This window comes from Xanthomonas sp. LF07-6 (assembly GCF_034105445.1).
GTDB lineage: Bacteria > Pseudomonadota > Gammaproteobacteria > Xanthomonadales > Xanthomonadaceae > Xanthomonas_A > Xanthomonas_A sontii.
Window position 1 is genome coordinate 429,590 of record NZ_JAXGGI010000002.1, and the last position, 19,735, is coordinate 449,324.

Sequence of the window (19,735 nt, forward strand, 5' to 3'; positions counted from 1 at the left end):
CCCCTCAGCATCGTGACTACGATGTACACATTGCGCGTCTCCCTTACGCCACCGTTGCGCACCCGTAAATTCCATGTGAAACAAGGATTAGAAGGCGCCTTAGCGGCGCTGGCGCACGTGACACTTACCGCCGCAGGCGTCGCCACGCGCACACCGAAAATGCCGTAAACGGCATATATCCGCGACCGCCCGGGCGACCGGCCTCCGCGCCGTCGGGCGCGGAGGCGGCGTGCCTCACTCCGCCAGGTTGGTGCCGGCACCGGCGGTGGCGATGACCTTGGCCTTGACCTGCGCGGCAGGGATCGCCGTGTACATGTAACCCAGCGACTCGGGATAGGTCTTGGACGAGATCCAGGTGGTGGCGTTGGCGTAGGGCTTGCTGGTGCTCTCCGGCACCGTCCAGGTGATGCCGCTGCCGACGTAGTTGTTGATCAGGTCCCAGTAGCCGATCTCGCTGCTGTCGCGCGAGGTCACCGGGTTCTTGATGTTCTCGAAGTAGTTGGCTTCGATCAGCGCCACCCCGCCCATGCGCACGTTGATGCCGGAGGTGAAGACGTTGTTGAAGTAGTTGTTGTAGATGTGGCTCAACCCGCGCCGCTGCAGCGGCAGGCGCGATTCCACGTTCTCGAAGCGGTTGTGATGGTAGGTGGTGCGCGCCGCGGCGTTCTGGGTATCGCTGTCGCTGTAGCCGTTGAGCGCGACCTTCTGGTAGTCGTGGATGTAGTTGTACGACACGGTGACGTGGTTGACGCCCTTCTTCATGTCGATGCCGCCGTCGAAGGACGCGTCGCCGGCGCCGGGGCATTTGGTCAGCGAGGCGAAGATGGTGTTGTGGTCCACCCAGATGTTGGACGGCTGGCCGCTGGAATTGCCTTCCAGCGAGATCGAATCGGCGTCCTCGCCACCGGGCAGCAGGCCGATGGTCATGTTGCGGATGATGACGTTGTGCGCATTGCCGACCACGCGCACGCCGAAGTTGGCCGAGGAGCCGTTCGCCCCCTTGATGGTGATGTCGCGCTTGTTCTTGATCTGCACGGTCTTGGCCGGCAGCTTCCATTGCGTGCATACGTCGGTGATGCTGGCGTAGTTGAAGCTGCCGGTGTAGTTGAGCACCAGGCCGCCGGAGCCGGCGTAGTTGTCGATCGCCGCCTGCATCGCCTCCATCGTGGCGACGTTGACCGGAATGGCGTTGCCGCCACCGGTGGTGTTGGCGCCGTAGCCGACCGGGCCGGCGAAGGCCGGGGCGGCGCCGACGGCCAGAGCGAGCGCCAGTGCGCCCCTGCGGAACTGCTGCTGCATGATGTCTCTCCCATCTGTCGCGATGAGTGCAGGACGCATGACAGTGCATGCATGCGCCGGCACGGGGCGTGGGGGCCGGCGGCATTCTTGGAATGCACGCGGCGGCCCGCGCAATCGCCGCGACGCAGAACTGGAACCCTGCGCTCCGTTCGCCGCGCGGGACAGGACAAGCGGACACGCACGGTCCGCAGGAGACAGACAGCGACAGCCGGGGACAGGCTTCCCGCACGCACGCTGCGTTGGACGCACCTCGCCGGCAACGACGGCGAACGGCCGTGCATCGCGCGCATCGCCATCGCCGTCGGCGCACCGCGCGGGGGACAAGCGCACGCCGGCGCTGCGCGGCCGCGAATGTTGCGGCCGCAGCACGTTTGCGCGGGCCATCCGACGCCGAACAGGCGCCGGATGGCCGCAACGCGCTCAGCTCACCGTGTCCAGGCGGTTGTCGCTGCGGTCGGCGTCGGGCAGCACATGGTCCGGATCCAGGGTCACGTGCAGCACCTTCTGCGTACTCGGCACCCGGATCTGCGGCTGGGTCTGCTGCATCCAGGTCTCCACCGGCACGCGCTGATCCAGATGACTGCCGTCGGCGAAGTCGATGCGCAAGGTCGCCGGCATCACCAGCTTCTGGCGGCTACGCAGGGTCACCAGCAGGCCCTTGGCCGGATCATGATCGACGTAAGCGGCCGCGCGCACGCCCATGTCCAGCTGCCAGTTGTTGAAATACCAGCCGCGCCACCACCAGCTCAGGTCCTCGCCGGCCTCGCTCTCCATCAGCCGGAAGAAATCCGACGGCGTCGGGTGCTTGTAGGCCCAGGTGGCGATGTACTTGCGGAACGCCGGATCGAAGCGCGCCGGCCCGAGGATCTGTTCGCGCAGCAGCACCAGGCCCAGCGCGCCCTTGAAGTAGGTCATCGGATGCCGGTATTTCTCGCTGGTGGCGTCGGCGCGATCGAGCAGGGTCGGCGCCTGCGCGTCGGCCAGCAGTGGCAGAATCTCGTCCACCGGGTTGCCGCCGCCGGGCGCGTACTCGCCATCGCGCTTGGGTGCGAACTCGCCATGGTTGATCGCGTCGGAGGCGTAGACGTCGATGAAGGTATTGAAGCCCTCGTCCATGAACGCATGGCGGCGCTCGTTGGAGCCGACGATCATCGGGAACCAGCCGTGACCGAGTTCGTGCGCGGTGATCCAGAACAGTTGCTTGCCGCCGTCCTCCATGTCGTCGAAGACGATGCCCGGATATTCCATGCCGGCGCCGTGGCCGCCCAGGTTCACCGCCGCCGGCCACGGGTACGGATACCACTGCGAGAAGTGCTCGATCGAGGCTTTGACGAACTCGGTGGAGCGGCCCCACTTGTCGCTGCCGACCGCGCTGCGCGGATACACCGACATCGCCAGCGCATGCTTGCCTTCGGGCAGGTTGATCCGCGCCGCATCCCACACGAACGCTGGCGAGGCGGCGAAGGCGACGTCGCGGGTGTGGTCCATGTGGAAGCGCCAGGTCTGGGTGCCGCTGGCGCTGGGCCGGCTGGCCGGCGTGCCCACCTCATCGGCGCCGCGGATGGTCACCGTGCTGTCGCTGGCGGCGGCTTGCGCGAGGCGCTGGCGCTGGGTGGCGGTGAGCACCTGCGCCGGGTTCACCAGCTCGCCGGACCCGGCCACCAGGTAGTCCCACGGCACCGTCACCGCGTAGTCGAAATCGCCGTACTCCAGGTAGAACTCCGCGCCCAGGTAGGGCTGGGTGTCCCAGCCGCGCAGGTCGTCGTACACCGCCATGCGCGGATACCACTGCGCGATCTCGTAGATGTCGCCGTCGGCGGTGGGCGTGACCGCGGTGCGGCCGCCCCAGGTGCCGGGCACGGTGTAGGTGTAGTCGATGTGCAGCTTGAGCGCCTTGCCGCTGGCCAGCGGCTGCGGCAGATCCACGCGCATGCGTGTGTCGTCGATCAGGAAGGTCGCCGCCACGCGCTTGCCGCCCTGCTCCAGTTCCACCTTGGCGATGCGGCAGCCCTCGGTGCTCTGCGGCGCGGGCCGGTCGGCACGCGCGGCGCGCAGGGTACGGGCGCGGGCATCGACGCGATACAGGTTCTGGTCCAACTGCAGCCACAGCACGTCCAGCGTGTCCGGGCTGCGGTTGCTGTAGGTGATGGTCTCCTGGCCGCGCAGGGTGTGCGTGGCCGGTTCCAGGGTGGCGTGCAGGTCGTAGTCGGCGCGGTTCTGCCAGTACTGCGGGCCGGGCACGCCGCCGCCGCTGCGGTAGGCGTTGGCCGGCTGCGGCAACTGCAGCGGTGCGAACAGCGCCTGCGGATCATAGGTGCCGGCGCTGTCCGCGGCAGCAGTGGCGGCGTCGGCCTGGGCGGCGGCGATAAGGGAAACACAGGCCGCGGCGAACGCAGCGCGGCGCAGGACAAGGATCATGGTGGCGTCCGTGGGGAGGATCGCCGCCGATGGTAGGCCGATTGGGGATGGCGCGAATGTGCCGTTCGCCACCTTCGGCAGCGGATGCTCGGCAAGGCGGGGTAGCAGCGGCTTCAGCCGCGATGGGCGCTACCGGGAAGGCCCGTCGCGGCTGATCCCCGAAAAGGGGACAAGCGCCGCCCCGACGACGACAGGACGACGCGCGCCGGGCTCAGCCCAGCAAGGTCTCCAGCACCGCCATGCGCACCGCCACGCCGTTGGCGACCTGGCGCAGGATGCACGACTGCGCGCCGTCGGCGACTTCGTCGGTGATCTCCACGCCGCGATTGATCGGGCCCGGATGCAGCACCACTGCGTCCTTCGACGCGCGGCGCAGCCGCTCGGCGGTGAGGCCGTACTGGCCGTGGTAGTCCTCCAGCGAGGTCACCAGGCCTTCCTCCATGCGCTCGCGCTGCAGGCGCAACATCATCACCGCGTCCACGCCGTCGAGCATGGCGTCGAAATCCTCGCCGACCACGCAGCCGTCCAGGGTGTCGTCGTCGGGCAGCAGCGCGCGCGGACCGCAGACGCGCACTTCGCCGGCCCCGAGGGTGCGCAGCGCGTGCAGGTCCGAGCGCGCCACCCGCGAATGCTTGACGTCGCCGACGATGACCAGCTTGAGCTTGGAGAAATCGCCACCCTTCGCGTGGCGCAGGGTCAGCATGTCGAGCAGGCCCTGGGTGGGATGCGCGCTGCGGCCGTCGCCGGCGTTGATCAGCGCGGTGCCCTCGCCCGCCGCCTCGGCCAGACGCTCCACTGCGCCATCCTCGGGGTGGCGCACGACGAAGCCGCGCACGCCCATCGCTTCCAGGTTCTTCAGCGTGTCGCGCGCGGTCTCGCCCTTGCGCGTGGACGAGGTGGAGGCGTCGAAGTTCAGCACGTCGGCGCCGAGCCGCTGCGCGGCCAGCTGGAACGAACTGCGGGTGCGCGTGGACGGTTCGAAGAACAGCGTGCACACCGCGGTGCCGGCCAGCACGTTGCGCTTGCCGACCCGACCCACCGCCGCGTCGCGGATCTGCCCGGCGCGGTCCAGCAGTTGCAGCAGGGTCGCGCGCGGCAGCCCTTCCAGGGTCAGCAGGTGGCGCAGGCGCCCGTTCGAATCGAGTTGCGGATCAGTCATGGCGGGTCCGGGCAGTGGATCAGGGAGGGGGAATGGCGTCGTCGGGCGCGGCCAGCCAGCGCTCCACGATCACCGCGGCGGCCACCGCGTCCAGCGCGGCGGCGTCGCGGCGGCGCTTGCGGCCGGCGGCACGGTCCACCGCGAAGCGTTGCGCGGCCTCGACCGAACTGGAGCGTTCGTCGACCAGCACCACCGGCAGGCGGTAGCGCGCGCCGAGTTCGCGGGCGAAGGCGTGCGCGCGCTTGCGATTGGGCTGGTCGGCGCCGTCGAGGGTGAGCGGATCGCCGACCACCAGGCCGTGCGGCCGCCATTCGGCGTGCAGGCGGTCCAGCGCCGGCCAGTCCGGCCCCTGCGCATGCACGTCGATCACCGCCAGCGCGCGCGCGCCGTTGCCGAAACAACTGCCGACGGCCACGCCGATGCGGCGGTGACCGACGTCGAAACCGAGCACGGTGCCGTCGCGGCGGATCGTCGCGGGCGCGGCGCTGGTGGGCGCGGGTGCGCCAGGCGCAGGCAGGCCGGACTCAGGCATGCCCGCTGTAGTCGGTGAGGCGGAACAGGTCCACGCCGATGCGCCCGGCCGCGGTCTGCCAGCGCCGCTCCAGCGGCAGCTCGAACAGCAGTTCGGCATCGGCCGGTGCGGTCAGCCAGCTGTTCTCGCCCAGTTCGTATTCCAGTTGGCCGGCGCCCCAGCCGGCGCAGCCCAGCGCGACCACCGCGTTGCGCGGCCCCTCGCCGCGCGCCATCGCCTCGAGCACGTCGCGCGAGGTGGTCAGGTACAGGCCGTCGGCGAACGCCAGGCTGGAATCCCAGCCATGCGCGCCGTCGTGGATGACGAAGCCGCGCTCCGGATGCACCGGCCCGCCGCTGAGCACCACCTGCTCGCGCAGCGTGGCGTCGATGGTCTCGATGCCCATCTGCTCCAGCACTTCGCCCAGGGTGTATTCGGAGGCGCGGTTGACCACCACGCCCATCGCGCCGTTCTCGTCGTGCTGGCAGATCAGCGCCACGCTGCGGGCGAAGTTGGGATCGGACAGCGCCGGCAGCGCGATCAGCAGTTGGTTGACCAGAGGCGTGGGCAAAGCGGACATGGCCCCATTCTATCGTCCCTCCCGCGTGCGCGCTGCCCGGGCTGCGGCGGGCTGCCATAATCCGCCCGACCGCGGCCGCGACCGGTCGCCCAGGAGCACGCACGCATGGACACGCCCCCCGATCTGCCACGCCAGACCCGCGCCTTCATTGTGCTGGTGGCCCTGCTGCAGGGCGCGCTGCTGTACCTGGCGCAGCGCGGCGCCGAGCGCGGCCTGTGGCCGTTCGGCTCCCTGGGCGGCCAGGTGTGCTGGTACACCCTGGTGCTGACCGTGCCGACCATGACCCTGCTGTCGGTGCGGCACCTGGGCGCGCTGCGCCTGTGGCAGCACACCGTCGCGGTGGCGGTGCTGGTGGCGGCCCTGTCCGCCTGGGCGGTGTGGAACGCCACCGGCGCGCCCGGCCTGCGCGCCGGCCAGGTGCTGGGCCCGTTCGCTGCGACCGTGGCGCTGGCGATGTTCGTGCTGCTGCCGTGGCTGCAGTGCCGGCTGCAGCACGGGCGCTGGCAGGCGCCGTACCGCGACCTGTTCGAGCATGCCTGGCAGAACGCGCTGACCCTGGCGCTGGCGCTGCTGTTCGTGGGGATCTGCTGGCTGGTGCTGTGGCTGTGGGGTGCGCTGTTCGCGCTGGTCAAGCTGACCCTGTTCCGCGACCTGTTCCGGCAGACCGCCTTCGTCTACTTGGCCACCGGCACCATGTTCGGCCTGGGCATCCTGATCGGCCGCACCCAGCAGCGCGCGGTGCAGGTGATGCGGCAGATCCTGTTCGCGATCTGCACCGGGCTGCTGCCGCTGCTGGCGTTCGTGGCGGTGCTGTTCGCGCTGAGCCTGCCGTTCACCGGCCTGCAGCCGCTGTGGGAGACCCGGGCCGCGGCCAGCATCCTGATCGCGGTGGTGGCCACGCTGGTGGTCTTCGTCAATGCGGTGTACCAGGACGGCACCGCCGACGCGCCCTACCCGGCCTGGCTGCAACGGGTGATCGACGCCGGACTGCTGAGCCTGCCGCTGTACGCAGGGCTGGCGCTGTACGCGCTGTGGCTGCGCATCGGGCAGTACGGCTGGAGTACCGAGCGCTTTGCCGGCGTGCTGGTCGCGGTGGTCGCCTGCGGCTACGCATGCGGTTATGCCTGGGCGGTGCTGCGCCCGGGCGCGCGCTGGCTGCAGCCGCTAGCGCCGGTGAACCGGGTGTTGTCGTGGGTGGTGATCGGCCTGGCGCTGGCGGCCAGCTCGCCGCTGCTGGACCCCTACCGCCTGGTCGTCGGCGACCAACTGCAGCGCCTGGCCGATGGCCGCACCAGCGCCGCGCAACTGGACCTGGCCTACCTGCGCTTCGACAGCGGCCGCCGTGGCTATCGGGCGGTACAGGCGCTGCGCGAGGTGCCCGCGTTCGCCGACGATCCGGTGCAGCGCGAGCGCCTGCAGCAGGTGCTGCAGCGCCAGCAGCGCTGGGGCGGCGACAACGAGGATGCGCCGCGCAGCACCGATCCGCTGCAGGTGCGCCAACGCATCGTGCCGGCCGCCGGCAGCGCCGAGCCCGACGCCGCCTGGTGGCAAGCGCTGCTGGCCGGCAAGATCGAGGACGGCAATTGCCGGCGCGAGGGCGCGCAGTGCGTGGCGCTGCGCCGCGACCTGGATGGCGATGGCCACGACGACGTGCTGCTGTGCAATGCCAGCGCCGGCTACGGCGTCGAATGCCGGATCCACACCGACCCGGGCAGCGGCTGGCGCGACGTGGCGCGGACGCATTTCTTCCCGCGCCACGGCGACAACGCCGAGGCGCTGTACCAGGCACTGCGCGACGGCAAGCTGCAGGTGCTGCCGCGGCGCTGGCCCGACCTGCAACTGCCCGGCACCCAGCGGACCGAGCTGTACCCCGCCGACCCCAACGACCAGATCGACTGACGGATACCCGCCGCATGAGCAGCTACTGCGATATCGCCCCCGGGCACCCGGTGCACGGCCACTACCACGACCACGAGTACGGCGTGCCGCAACGCGCCGAAGCCGACCTGTTCGAGCGGCTGGTGCTGGAGATCAACCAGGCCGGTCTGAGCTGGGAGCTGATGCTGAAGAAGCGCGCCGGCTTCCGCGCCGCCTACGCCGGCTTCGACGTGGACACGGTGGCGGCCTTCGGCGAGGCCGACGTGCTGCGCCTGCTCGGCGATGCCGGGATCATCCGCAACCGGCTCAAGGTGCAGGCGGCAATCCACAACGCGCAGGTGATCCAGCGCCTGCGGGCCAGTCACGGCAGCTTCGCCGCCTGGCTGGACGCGCAGCATCCGCGCAGCAAGGCCGAGTGGATCAAGCTGTTTAAGCGCACCTTCCGTTTCACCGGCGGCGAGATCACCGGCGAGTTCCTGATGAGCCTGGGCTACCTGCCCGGCGCGCACCGCGAAGATTGCCCCGCGTTCGCGCGCATCGCGCAGCTGGATCCGCCGTGGATGCGCAGCGCATGAACGGCGCCGCAGCGCCTGCTGCGCCTGCGCGCTTCGCCGCCGCACCACGGTGGATGCCACGGATACGGCCGACATCGTGGGCGACGGCGGCGCTGCTCGCACTGGCCGCATGCCCGGCGCCCGCGCATGCGGGCGCCCCCGGGACGGCGACGCTGCCGCAGGTACTCGAGCAGCTGCGCCGCGAGATCGAGGCCGAACCGGCCAGCAACCCCACGCCGATCGACACGGTGCTACAGCGCCATGAGGACACCACTGGCGTGAGCTTCGACCTCGCCGCAGCGGGCGCCGCAGCCGCGCCACTCGTGCAACCGGCCGGCGTCACCGCAGACGAATGGCAAGCGGTGCGCACATACCTGGGTGACGCCGGCACCGCGCAGGACGACGTTTCCGAAAACGGCGACGACCACTACACCCTGCTCGATCTGGACGAAGACGGGCAACGCGATCTGGTGATCACATCCTATGTCGGCGGCACTGGCCTGTTCACCGAGATCACGGTGCTGCGCCGCGACCCCGTACACGGCTTCCTTGCCCTGCCCAACACCGCACCCGACACAGCGCCGGCGACAGGCACCTTCAGCATCAACGGCCGCGGCAGCGATCAGACCCTGTACTGGCTGCGCATCGACGGCCGCAGCTATGCCGCCTATCGCGACGGCGACTACTTCCAGGACACGCTGACGCTGTCGCGCCCGCTATCGCCGCTGCCACAAGAGCACAGCAGCTCCCGCGTGCTGCAGGTGCGCTACCGCTATCGGCATACGCTGGCGCCTGCGCCAGATACTGCGAACGCCACGACCGAGGAGCAGGACGCCGCACGCTGGCTGACGCAGCACCCGCAACTGCGCGCGGTCGCGGACCGGGAGTTGCAGCGCCTCGGCTTCGACGCACAGGGCCGGCAACGCCGGCCGAACCCGGACGCGCGCTGCCCGGTTCCAGCAGCGACCAGCGACCCCGAAGAACGCGCGCAATGGCCGTGGCACGGGCCCGGTCACTATACGTTCGACTACGTCGCCGACATACGCCTGCGGCAAGGATCGGATTGCTACAGCGCCAGCATCGTCGCCTTCCGCAGCAGCAACCTGACCTCCTACGCTGCCTGCTGTGCGCTGTGGCTGTACGCCGCGCCCGGCGAGCAGGCGGTGACCTTGCCGCTGCTGTCCAAGCGCGAGCGCAGCAGCGTCAGGCTGACCGCGGCGGCTCCGCCCGCGCAGTGAACGTGGGCGGATTACCGCGGCTCCGTCGCCACCTGCTCGCGCGCGATGCAACGGAAATGCGCCCCCGCTGGGTCACGCCGGAAACGGCGGCGTTGGCACGCGAGCACGGATGGTGCGGGGGGCAGCCCCATACCGCCGGCAAGTGGTTGGCGTTGAAGGAATCTGAGCGCCGGCGTCCTCTACCGCTCGCGCACGGCGTGGCGGTCGGCATCACCCCGCCAGCCGCGCCTGCCAGAACGGCGCCTGCGCCCAACGCCGCTCGCGCGCGTACAGCGCCCCGCGTTCGCGCAGGTAGGCGCGGAAGCGCGCGAACACGCCCTCCTGGTACGCTGCCAGCGGCGCCGGGCCGGCTCCCTGCAGATGCGCTGCCAGTGCGTGCGCGGCGGCCTCGCCGTCCTGCAGGGCCTTGACGATGCCGTGCGCGGTCAGCGGATCGTAGGCGCTGGCCGCGTCGCCCACTGCCAACCAGTCGGCGCCCACCACGCGGCTGAGAATCGCCGACGGCCCCAGTGCGGCGATCAGGCCATCGGCCTCCGGCGCGCGGGCCGCGCCCTGCGCCAACCATTGCGCGACGTGCCGGGTCGTTCGCGCCGCTGCCAGCCACACGTCGCGGTCCAGGTACTGCCGTTGCCGGCGCGGCTCCAGCGCCAGGGCCAGCATCAAGCGCTTATGCGGCAACTTCGCCGCATACCACCAGCCGTCGGCGCAGGCCTCCAACAAGGCCTGCGACGGAATCGCCTCGGCCTGCTCCAGCGCGAACACACCGGCGACGAAGGCCAGGCAATCCACCTCGTTGCGGGCAACGCCCAGCCGCCGCACCGCCGCGGCGGCGATGCCGCTGGCGTCCACCAGGAACCCGGCGCGCAGCCGGCGCACGCCGCCCTGCTCTTCGTGCAGTTCCAGCACGTGATCGCCATCGGCGGCGCGGCCGACCGCGCCCAGGCGCAGGCCGCGCAGCAGCGTACCGCCCTGCGCCGGCACCGCCGCGGCCAGCATCGCGTCGAAGGCGGCGCGGTCCACGTGCCAGCCCTTGCCGTGGCCGGCGACGATGAAATCGTTGTAGCCCAGCTCCGGCCGGCCCCAGCTGGCGCAACTGCCGGCCGAGGCCAGCGGCCGCTGCGCCAGGAACGCGTCCCACACGCCCAGCCGCTGCAGCGCGGCACTGGCGGTCGGCGCCAGCGCCTCGCCCAGCCGCCAGCCTGCGGCGCGGCCCATGTCGACCACGACCACGTCCCCGACCCCGCGCGCGGCCAGCGCCAGCGCCGTGGCGCAGCCGGCCGCGCCGCCGCCGACGATGGCGACGGTGCAGCGGATGTCTGCGTTCATCGCCACCGCCGCGTCGGGCAAGACCCGGCGAGCCCGCCCCGTCCGTTGGTCACGGATTCGGATCCACCGGCATGTTCGCCATCGGCCAGGGCGCCACGAACTCTTTGCCGGGATCGAACTGGCTGGCCACTTCCAGCAGCATGTCGGCGGGATAGTCGGGCTTCCCGGTGGGCGGCGCGATCTGCGAGCCGCTGACGACGAAGCCGACCTTGGCCCAGTTGGCGACGAAGTCCGCGTACGCCTGGAAGCGTCCGGCTCTGGTCGGATACGGGCTGTCGGTGCCGACGCCGCGGACCGAGTACACCTGCGGCCCCAGGTACCAGGTGTTGTCGTCCGGATCGACCTGGCACAGCGCCGCCGGGTAGACCGCGAACGGCCGCTCGGCCGGCCACGACCAGAACAGGGTGTTGTTCGGATTGACGGTCTGCTGCCCGGGATTGGGATCGGGCAGATGGGTGGCGCAGGAGTTGTAGTCGGTATGCCAGGGCACCGACATGAACTTGGACAGGTCGCCCGGCTCCACCGGATGCGTTTGCAGCGGCACATAGCCGAAGCTCAGGAACGCGCTGCCCTGATTCGCCTTGCTGTAGTCCAGCGGCGCCTGGTTGATGCGGAACGGTCCGCAATCCTTGGCCTTCCAGTCCTGCACGTAGAGGTTCACGTCGCGGATCGGGAACGACACCTCGATGCCCGGGCTGTAGCGGCCGCCGAGGCAGTTCTGCAGGGTGACGCGGTCCAGCGCTTCGCCAGGGCCCAGCACAGGTGCGCCGCCCTGCACGTAGTTCTTGCCGTGCCACTGGCTCAGCAGGAAGTATTGGGTGGAACTGACGCTGAGAAAGCTCTTCTGCGCATCGCCCAGCGACAGCGGCATCATCGGCGAGCCGGTCTCGGTGTCGGCGGCGGAGGCCGGGTCGCGGATCAGCGTCTTCAGGTTGGGAATCTTCGCGCTCGGATCGTCGGTGGGCTGGATCTGCCCGATCGTGTCGTGCCCCTTGATCGCCGCCGACGGCAGGTTGGTGTTCCAGCGTTGCAGCATCGCCGCGTGGAAGATCGGCTGAATGTCGTCGCTGAAGGACGGCGTGTAGCTGGAGAGGAATTGCCCCTTGTCGTAAAGCGATGGCACCAGTTGCAGTTCGCGCACCCACACATCGTAGACGTCGTCCCAGGTGGAGACCACGTTGCGGGCCTGCGGCGCATAGCCCGGATCGCCGGTGACGTACCACGCACCCTGCACGCTGGCGGTACTGCCGTCGGTGAAGATCAGCACGGCATTGATCGGGCCGTCGGCCGCATCGTCGTACCAGAGGCCGTTTTCGGTCGGGTCGTTCAACGTCGGATATTTGCCGTCGGTGCCTATCACCGCCGAGGTCCGGGCGAAGCCGCCGGCGACGATCAGCGCACCATCGGCTTCCACCCGCATGTCGCCCAACGAGTCGAGCTTGCCGAGCGGTTCGTGCAGCGTATGGAACATGGACGGGAAGCTGACGGGATAGGCCGGCTGCGGATGGATCGCGCCACTGGCATCGGCATAGGTGGCGGTGGTGGTCATGTCGAACGCAACGACGGCGCCGCCCGCGGCGGCGGCGCTGAGCGCACGCGGGCCCGCATCGATCACCAACTGCCGTAGGCGCGTCGGATCGTTGGGGTCGGCCGGATTGGCGGCATCCGGGTAGTTCGGATTGCGTAGCTCCAGCAGGCCCTGCGACTCGTAGGCGCCGATGCCGCGAAACTGGCCGCCCTGGCTCACCGTCGAGTAGTTGTTGAGCTTCTTGTTGGCCAGATGCACGGTCCAGACGATGTCCTTGACCGTCTTGCCGTCGATCGTGCTGCCGACGTCCACGCGCACGCCGCCGCCGTTGGGATACGTGCCGGAACTGCCGCTGGGGTAGGCATAGATGTGGAAGCGCGCGGCCTGGCGCTTGACGTTGCCGGCGGCATCGCGGAAGTCGCGCTCGGTAATCGGCGTGGACTCGGTCCCCGGTTGCACCGGCAGTCCGCCGAACAGGCCGTCGGCGTCGCGGGTCCCGGCCGCGGTGACCGGTGCCAGATAGAACTCCTGGCTGTCGCCGACGCGGCCGATGCCGATCGCCGGATGCACGCGAAACACGTTGCTGGTCATGATGACTTGCTCCTGATCCGGATGAGAGGGGCGCGCTTCAGCGCGGCGTGGCCGGCCGCGCCGCCGGCGGTGCCTTCTGCGGCAACTGCGCCTGGAAGTAGTCGTTGATCACCACGTGGCTGATGTTGACGTTCAGCCCCGGCAACGACTGCGCGCGCGGATCGGGCGAAATCACCTGGGTGGTGTTGTGGCAGGCGAAGCAGTTGTTCTGCGTGCTCTGCACCTGGGTGAAGGTCTCGATGGTGGAATTGGACAGCTTGATCGAGCCGGTGAGCAGCGGCGGCGCACCTTCGGGTGTCGGCGAGGGAATGCATTCCAGGGCCGAACCCGGCTGGAACGTGCAGTTGGGCGCCAACGCATCCTTGGCCACGAACCAGATCGCGCCGACCTCGAAGTAGTTCTTCCACACGTCGTTCAACTGGCTCTGCACCGAGGTGTTCATCGACTGGATGTTGGCGATGTTGCAGTCCTGGCCGCTCGGGCACGGCTTCTGCCCGCCGTACGGCACCATGCGGCAGACCTGGGTCACCGGACTCAGGGTCTGGGTCTGCGCGTTCAAGGTCAGCGCACCGGCACCGGCGGCGTTGACGTTGCACTGTTCGATCGGGGTACCGGCCTTGTAGAAGGTCCAGTCCTTGTCGGAGACGGGCTGGCCCGGATTGAGCGACGTGTCCACATCCGGTGCATTGTCGCGGTGCTCGAACGTGGCCCAGATCATCTCCGGATGTCCGGCGACCGTGCCGCCGATGTGGAAGCCGACCAGCGCCACGGTCTGGGTTTCGGTGTCGCCGGTGGCGATGATCTTGCCCTTGCGCATGCCCAGCTTGGCGATCTGCGCCTGGCGGGTATAGAACGTGGATACGTCCTCGCCCGGCTGCACCACTTTCCACGCCGCCTTCAGGGTCATGCTGCCGACCGGAAATGCCGCCTTCGGATCGAAGGCACGCAACGCCTTCGGATCCTGCAGGTGATTGCTGGCGATGAACTGGCCGAACACATCGTTGGAATGGATCGAGTAATAGACCGCGCGCCCATGCCGATCCACCAGCACGCCGTCCGGGCCTGCCTGATCGATCAGTTCGACGGTGCGCGCCTGCTGCGAGCGTCCGATCAACGGATCGAGGACGCCGTCGGCCACGCCGCCGATGCCATCGCTGGACATGCTCAGGAAGCGCGGCTGCCCGCCCACGTCCTGGGTCAGCCACAGGAACGTATTCCACGACCACTGATGGAACTCGCAATTGCTGCTGGACGCGAAGCCCGCCGAATCCGGCGCCGGCGTTTGCGCATGCGGGAACCACGACGGCGCCGGCGGCCCCGGCGGCGTGCAAGCCGCTGCGCCTGGCGCGGGCCCCGATCCGGATCCCGCCACGGGCGTGGGTGCCGGCGTGACCGTCCCGCCACCGCTGCCGGGCTTCGATCCCGACCCAGGATTCACGGCAGAGCACGCCGCGACCACCACACAGACCAATGCTGCGAATCCCATCGCACGTTTCATCGCACTGCCCCTCGTTCCGTGGAAAAGCTGTAAGCGCCGGCAGCCGGCGCGGCGCGCCGGACAGGCAGCGCCGCGCCGCCGCGCAGGCGCGGCGTCGAACATCGTGGTGAACGTCATGCAGGTGGGATCGCGCTCCCCGCGATCGCGTTGCGCCGTCCGTGCGCACTCATCCTTTCTTCGACAGCAGCATGCGCTGCGTCACACTTGGACAGCAAGGCTGTTTCGTAGACACCGCGGAGATTCCGTAGACAGTTACCGTCATGCACGGGCGATGCCGCACCCAGCACAGTGCAGCGGCACGCCGATGGACGGCGGGCATTGCGTGCATGTCCTGCATGGCCAAGCGCAACACGGGCGGATCGCGCGGCGTTCGCGCCCCCGCAAGGAACCCCTGCGTACTGCGACGCGCGCGTCGCCGATCGCGCGACGGCGACCGGCGGCGGACCTCACACGCCCATGTAGCGGCCGGCGCGGTGGTTGAACATCAGCACCAGGCTCAGCACCACCGCGCCGATCGCCGAGTACAGCACCTGCTGCGGCGCCAGCAGCCAGAACGCCACCGCCATCAGCGCCGCGTCGAAGCTCATCTGCACCTTGCCCGCGCTCCAGCCGCGGCTGCGTTGCAGGTAGACCGCGAGGATGCCGACGCCACCGAGGCTGGCGCGGTGGCGGATGAAGAACAGGATGCCGAGGCCGACCAGCGCGCCGCCGACCAGCGCCGAGAACAGCGGCGTCATCGTCGCCCACTGCGCCCAGCGCGGCAGCAGATCGGTCAGCAGGCCGCAGGCGGCGACCGCGACGAAGGTCTTGAGGGTGAATTCCCAGCCCATGCGCCGCACCGCCAGCCAATAGAACGGCAGGTTGACCAACACGAACATCAGCCCGAAGTTCCAGCCCAGCGCGTAGTGCAACAGGAACGCCACGCCGGCCATGCCGCCGATCATCAGGCCGCCGTGGGCGAACACCGCCAGCCCCAGCGAGGCCACCAGGGTCGCCAGCAGCATGCCCTGCACGTCCTCGGCCACGCTGTGGCGCAGCGCGCGCGCATCCTGCACGGTGCCAGCCGAATCCGGTGGCGGGGTCAGCGGTCCGGCGGTGACGACGGTGCCGTCGTCGGGCAACGGGTCCAGGTCCGGACGCAGATCGGAATCGGGAAGGCTCACGGGAGGGGGCACAGCGTGGGGGGCGGTATTAGACACCAGGCGGGTGGTGGTTGCATATGAAACTTTGAAGACTCGCAACGGATCGTCCCTGCCGCGTGTCGACGCCGGATGCCGCCCCTGTGGCCTCCCCGATTCCGCCTGGCGTTCGTGACCTATCGCTGCGGCAGATCGATGTCGATGGCGTGGCCGATGGTCACCGCCCTCATCATCGTGATCATCACCAGCAGCGCGAACGGCCCGGCAATCGCCAGCCACGCCCAGGTCCAGGCAGTGAAGCGCTCGGCCGCGCTCTGCGGCAAGCCGCGCGCCTGCTTGAACCGCGCCAGGCGCTGGTTGACCAGCAGGACCGGCGTCCAGGTCAGCAGCGTCAACAACGACAGTGCCGAGGGCCACACGCCGAGCAGGCTCAGGCAGACATAGGCCAACGCCGGCCCCAGCCAGCCGACCAGCGCGCCACGCTGCACGCCGATGATGCGTTCCAGCCCGCGAAAGCAGGCGAATACCCAAAGCAGCGAGAACACCGAGCGCCACACCGGCGAGATGCGTCGTCGCCCGGACAGCAGGCGCAAGGCGCGCCAGTTGCGGTAGAACCAGTACAGCGCATACCAGCCGAAGCTGGTCGCGCACAGCAGCGCCAGCTTGGCCGCCGAGGGCGCGAACAGCGTGGACAGCGGGTCGGCGGGTGCCGCAGCGCTCTCGGTGTCGGGCAGCGCGGCGACCGGGGCGGCGTAGGGGTTGTCGGTTTGCATGGCTCGCATTCTGGCGCACCGTCCCCTCATCCGCCCCTTCGGGGCACCTTCTCCCGAGGGGAGAAGGAACAGCTAAAGCCCCTCTCCCACCGGGGCGACAGGGTGCGGCCTGCGCGCCACTGGCGCGCGCACCCTGGAGCGCCCGCGCCGCAAGCGCGGGCCGGGGCGCGGAGCGGGGGTTGGGGTGAGGGTCCGACGCGAAGCATCTCGCGGAGTTCGAGTGCATGAGGCTGCGCCCGTACCCTCATCCGCCCCTTCGGGGCACCTTCTCCCGAGGGGAGAAGGAACAGCAAAGCCCCTCTCCCACCGGGAGAGGGGTTGGGGTGAGGGTCCGGCGCGAAGCGCCCCGCCGAAACAGAAACACGAGACTTCGCCCGTACCGTCATCCCCCTTCGGGGGGCACCTCCCCCCGAGAGGGCGCCATGGTTACGACGGGAAACGGAGAACACTTAGCGCACAGCCACCGCGCGGCGCTGCCGCTTGTCCGCGTACATCTCCGCATCGGCGCGTTCGAGAAGTTCCTCCAGCGCCTCCGCGTCCAGATGCCGGCGGTGGCACAGGGCCAGGCCGAAGCTGGCCGACAGTGCGGTCGCGAATCCGTCGTCGTCGCCGGGCTTGGCAAGCGCACCGCGCAGCGCGTCGATCAGCCCCTGCGCCCTCTCCGGCGTGGTCAGCGGCAGGTAGAGCGCGAACTCGTCCCCGCCCCGGCGCCCCAGCAACTGGCCCGGTCGCAGGCAACGCCGACAGCGCTTGACGAAGGCGCGCAGGGCCGCATCCCCGGCGGCGTGTCCGAACTGGTCGTTGATCGCCTTGAGGTTGTCCATGTCGGCGACGATCACCGCCAGCGGACGTGGGTCCTGCGCGGCCACTTGCAGATCGTTGAGCACCTGCTCCAGGAATCCGGTCCGCGACAGCGCCGCGGTCACCGGATCGCGCACCAGCGCATGGCGCAGCCGCGTGTTGTCGGCATAGAGCCCGGGGACGGCCAGGCCGAAGTAGCTGTTCGCCGCCAGGCTGATCATGGCGAACTGCAGCGCGAGCGCCTGCGCCTCGAGCCGCAGCAACGGCGTGGCCACGGCGATCAGCAGGCTGAAGGCCGCAATCGCCACCAGCGCCTGCAGCATCCCGTGGGTATGCACGATCCACAACTGGATCACCACCACCACGAACAGCGCGAACACCACGGCCGGCTGCCGCGGCAACGCCGCCGCCAGCGCCATCACCGCCAGGGTGACGCCGAGCAGCAACGCGAGCTTGACCAGGTAGGCAGAGACGCTTCCGGCCGGCGCGACCATCCCCGACAGGCGCGGGATACCCGGCTGCGGCACGATCTGCAGCCACTCGGCCAGGCGCAGCACCCCGACGATCGCCAGCGGGCCGAGCGCCAGCAGGCCGGCGTAGTCGCCGATCGCCCACGGGATCAATTGCGCCAGCATGCTCGGCAAGTCGATCGCGCCGGTGACGGCCAGCCCCGCGCCGCCCAGGCAGGCAGACAGCAGCGACGCCACGCCGCCCCCCAGGATGAAGCAGGTGACCACACGCGGCAGGCTGCTCGAGGACACCCCACGGCCGACCAGGCGCAGCAGCCAGGCCAGCCCACCCCAGACGCAGAACTGCTGGGCGGTGAACAACAGCGCGTATCCCAGCACCGCCCGACCGGGGACGACGGGATGGCCGCTGGTGCGATAGAAGCTGAGCAGCGTGGCCAGCACGCAGGCGCTGGCGATCGCCGGCGCACCGCGCCAGCCCAGCACCATGAACGTGGCCAGCGTCACCGCCACCGGCGGGAACCACAGGCTCGCATGCGGCTGGTAGTCCAGGACCCGCGCCAACTCGAAGACCGCCAGCCACGCCGCCACCAGCACCACCGACAGCACCAGCAGCGCGCCGGGACGGCGCGGCGCCGCGACGCGCGTACGCAACGGCGCCTCGGCGTCCCGGCCTGTCATCCATCCGACTCCGCGCGGCCACGGCCGATGGCCGAACCGGGGCCGGCGAAGGCGGTGACCGAGCCGTCGTCGCTGCCGCCCACCACTACCGTGGCACCGCTGTTCAGACGGATCGGCCAGCTCATGTTGTCCGTGCCATAGGACCATTGCAGCGTGCCGTCGTTCGCGTTCCAGAGGGTGAACGCGCCGGGCGTCCCGTCGGGATGGCCATCGGCCAGCCCCAGCCACTGCCCGTCCGGGTCGAACGCCAGGTCGTTGGGCGAGTGCGCGCTGTGCGCGGTCCACTGCGGCGTGGCGGCGGTACCGGCATCGGCGTACACGGCGACGACGCCACCGCCCTTGAGATTGCCGGCGATCGCGACCTTGTTTCCAGCGCGATCGCAGGCCACCCCGTAGATGGTCGTGGCGCCCTCGGGCACCGTCTCGGTCCAGGCCGGCCCAGGCGTTTTCTGGAACGCCGCCACGTCGAACGCGTACAGCGTGCCGTCGCTGGCACCGGCATAGGCGCGACGGCCATCGCCCGACAGCGCCGCGGCATGGACGCGGGCCTGCTTGGGCAACTGCCAGCGCGTCAGCGTCCCCGGCTGTCCCGCTGCGATCGAGAACAGGATGATCTCGCCCTGTGCGCTGGCCACCAGTCCGATCGTGCCATCGGCAGCGAGGCCGGTGGCGATGACGCTGTCGGCGCTGTCGCCGGTGCCACCGGCGCTCAGCGCGATGCACACGGGCTCACCGAAGGACGCGTCGCTGTCGCGGCAGAACAGATAGCCCTGCTCGGCACCGGCCAGCAACGTGCGCCCACGCGCATCCAGCGCCACCATGTTGCCGCGGACGGGGAGCGCATGGGACAGCAGCTCCTTTCCGCCCGGGACCGCCCAGGCACTGATGAAGCCCGCATACGGTTGTTGGCTCTTCCAGCCGCAACTGGCCACGGTGCTCCCGTCCGCTGCCACGTCGACCCAGTACACGCCCTGCCAACCTTGGAATTCCTGCGTCAGCAGGCGGTTGCCGGCGCGATCCCACGCATAGGTGCCGAAGCACCCCTGCTGGTCGTCGCCCACATCGCTGCGCGTGGCCGCGGGTGCGATGCGTTCGAAGATCTTGCGTTGCTCGAGCGGCACCGCATCCAGCCCAGGAACCTGCGACAGCCCGCCGTACTGGTGGAAAAAGGTGCCGGCGACGATGACATTGCCATCGTCTGAGACCGCCACGGAATTGATGTAGTAGCCGGCATGCGGCTGTGTCGACCAAAGCACCTCGGGCACGTCGTTCATGGCGGCTTCCTTCTCTTCGG

General features: G+C 69.8%; 15 protein-coding genes. 3 read left to right on the top strand and 12 right to left on the bottom strand.

Annotated elements, in window-relative coordinates; translation table 11 throughout:
• Window positions 1–234: 234 nt before the first annotated feature.
• The 5 genes from SLW56_RS06465 to SLW56_RS06485 form a co-directional block, all read right to left on the bottom strand.
• Window positions 235–1,299, bottom strand: coding sequence for a polysaccharide lyase family 1 protein (locus SLW56_RS06465; RefSeq protein WP_017910646.1), 1,065 nt, complete (start codon window positions 1,297–1,299; stop codon window positions 235–237).
• Between the two features lie 420 nt (window positions 1,300–1,719).
• A complete protein-coding gene (locus SLW56_RS06470; RefSeq protein ID WP_320694521.1) occupies window positions 1,720–3,717 on the bottom strand; it encodes a M1 family metallopeptidase in 1,998 nt (665 codons plus the stop codon).
• A 211-nt stretch (window positions 3,718–3,928) separates the two neighbouring features.
• A complete protein-coding gene (locus SLW56_RS06475; RefSeq protein WP_152236595.1) occupies window positions 3,929–4,876 on the bottom strand; it encodes an aspartate carbamoyltransferase catalytic subunit in 948 nt (315 codons plus the stop codon).
• Between the two features lie 19 nt (window positions 4,877–4,895).
• A complete protein-coding gene (gene ruvX, locus SLW56_RS06480) occupies window positions 4,896–5,393 on the bottom strand; it encodes a Holliday junction resolvase RuvX (protein WP_152236613.1) in 498 nt (165 codons plus the stop codon).
• 7 nt (window positions 5,394–5,400) lie between these two features.
• Window positions 5,401–5,967: a YqgE/AlgH family protein gene (locus SLW56_RS06485; protein WP_320694522.1), complete on the bottom strand. Its 567-nt coding sequence runs from the start codon at window positions 5,965–5,967 to the stop codon at window positions 5,401–5,403.
• A 105-nt stretch (window positions 5,968–6,072) separates the two neighbouring features.
• Between SLW56_RS06485 and SLW56_RS06490 the strand changes: the two genes are divergently transcribed.
• Genes SLW56_RS06490 through SLW56_RS06500 form a run of 3 tightly spaced genes read left to right on the top strand, consistent with a single transcriptional unit; the run spans window position 6,073 to window position 9,637 of the window.
• The gene (locus SLW56_RS06490; protein ID WP_152236597.1) at window positions 6,073–7,866 is read left to right on the top strand and encodes a DUF4153 domain-containing protein; all 1,794 of its coding nucleotides are present in this window, start codon (window positions 6,073–6,075) and stop codon (window positions 7,864–7,866) included.
• 14 nt (window positions 7,867–7,880) lie between these two features.
• Window positions 7,881–8,420 carry a DNA-3-methyladenine glycosylase I gene (locus SLW56_RS06495; RefSeq protein WP_043095742.1) on the top strand — a complete coding sequence of 180 codons (540 nt, stop codon included), beginning with the start codon at window positions 7,881–7,883 and terminating at the stop codon, window positions 8,418–8,420.
• A complete protein-coding gene (locus tag SLW56_RS06500; RefSeq protein ID WP_320694523.1) occupies window positions 8,417–9,637 on the top strand; it encodes a hypothetical protein in 1,221 nt (406 codons plus the stop codon). Before SLW56_RS06495 ends, SLW56_RS06500 begins: the two co-directional genes overlap by 4 nt.
• Window positions 9,638–9,847: 210 nt before the next feature.
• Here SLW56_RS06500 and SLW56_RS06505 read toward each other — a convergent pair whose 3' ends face one another.
• From SLW56_RS06505 to SLW56_RS06535, 7 genes are all read right to left on the bottom strand, one after another.
• Window positions 9,848–10,963, bottom strand: a complete 1,116-nt coding sequence (locus SLW56_RS06505; protein ID WP_320694524.1) for an FAD-dependent monooxygenase — start codon at window positions 10,961–10,963, stop codon at window positions 9,848–9,850.
• Window positions 10,964–11,012: 49 nt separating this feature from the next.
• Complete coding sequence (locus SLW56_RS06510) at window positions 11,013–13,082, bottom strand: LodA/GoxA family CTQ-dependent oxidase (protein WP_320694525.1); 2,070 nt, start codon at window positions 13,080–13,082, stop codon at window positions 11,013–11,015.
• Window positions 13,083–13,119: 37 nt separating this feature from the next.
• Window positions 13,120–14,454: a hypothetical protein gene (locus tag SLW56_RS06515; protein WP_295938934.1), complete on the bottom strand. Its 1,335-nt coding sequence runs from the start codon at window positions 14,452–14,454 to the stop codon at window positions 13,120–13,122.
• 572 nt (window positions 14,455–15,026) lie between these two features.
• Window positions 15,027–15,743, bottom strand: coding sequence for a YitT family protein (locus SLW56_RS06520; RefSeq protein WP_053069717.1), 717 nt, complete (start codon window positions 15,741–15,743; stop codon window positions 15,027–15,029).
• Window positions 15,744–15,895: 152 nt separating this feature from the next.
• Window positions 15,896–16,492 carry an MFS transporter permease gene (locus tag SLW56_RS06525; RefSeq protein ID WP_267092565.1) on the bottom strand — a complete coding sequence of 199 codons (597 nt, stop codon included), beginning with the start codon at window positions 16,490–16,492 and terminating at the stop codon, window positions 15,896–15,898.
• Window positions 16,493–16,941: 449 nt separating this feature from the next.
• Window positions 16,942–18,441, bottom strand: coding sequence for a diguanylate cyclase (locus tag SLW56_RS06530; RefSeq protein ID WP_320694526.1), 1,500 nt, complete (start codon window positions 18,439–18,441; stop codon window positions 16,942–16,944).
• Window positions 18,438–19,715, bottom strand: coding sequence for a WD40 repeat domain-containing protein (locus SLW56_RS06535; protein WP_320694527.1), 1,278 nt, complete (start codon window positions 19,713–19,715; stop codon window positions 18,438–18,440). Before SLW56_RS06535 ends, SLW56_RS06530 begins: the two co-directional genes overlap by 4 nt.
• Between the last annotated feature and the right edge of the window lie 20 nt (window positions 19,716–19,735).

Excerpts from the sequence above, each read along its gene's own strand:
- SLW56_RS06465 (WP_017910646.1), bottom strand. The coding sequence starts at position 1,299 with ATGCAGCAGCAGTTCCGCAGGGGCGCACTGGCGCTCGCTCTGGCCGTC.
- SLW56_RS06495 (WP_043095742.1), top strand. The coding sequence starts at position 7,881 with ATGAGCAGCTACTGCGATATCGCCCCCGGGCACCCGGTGCACGGCCAC.
- SLW56_RS06470 (WP_320694521.1), bottom strand. The coding sequence starts at position 3,717 with ATGATCCTTGTCCTGCGCCGCGCTGCGTTCGCCGCGGCCTGTGTTTCC.
- SLW56_RS06500 (WP_320694523.1), top strand. The coding sequence starts at position 8,417 with ATGAACGGCGCCGCAGCGCCTGCTGCGCCTGCGCGCTTCGCCGCCGCA.
- SLW56_RS06535 (WP_320694527.1), bottom strand. The coding sequence starts at position 19,715 with ATGAACGACGTGCCCGAGGTGCTTTGGTCGACACAGCCGCATGCCGGC.
- SLW56_RS06510 (WP_320694525.1), bottom strand. The coding sequence starts at position 13,082 with ATGACCAGCAACGTGTTTCGCGTGCATCCGGCGATCGGCATCGGCCGC.
- SLW56_RS06525 (WP_267092565.1), bottom strand. The coding sequence starts at position 16,492 with ATGCAAACCGACAACCCCTACGCCGCCCCGGTCGCCGCGCTGCCCGAC.
- SLW56_RS06485 (WP_320694522.1), bottom strand. The coding sequence starts at position 5,967 with ATGTCCGCTTTGCCCACGCCTCTGGTCAACCAACTGCTGATCGCGCTG.
- SLW56_RS06505 (WP_320694524.1), bottom strand. The coding sequence starts at position 10,963 with ATGAACGCAGACATCCGCTGCACCGTCGCCATCGTCGGCGGCGGCGCG.
- SLW56_RS06475 (WP_152236595.1), bottom strand. The coding sequence starts at position 4,876 with ATGACTGATCCGCAACTCGATTCGAACGGGCGCCTGCGCCACCTGCTG.
- SLW56_RS06530 (WP_320694526.1), bottom strand. The coding sequence starts at position 18,441 with ATGACAGGCCGGGACGCCGAGGCGCCGTTGCGTACGCGCGTCGCGGCG.
- SLW56_RS06490 (WP_152236597.1), top strand. The coding sequence starts at position 6,073 with ATGGACACGCCCCCCGATCTGCCACGCCAGACCCGCGCCTTCATTGTG.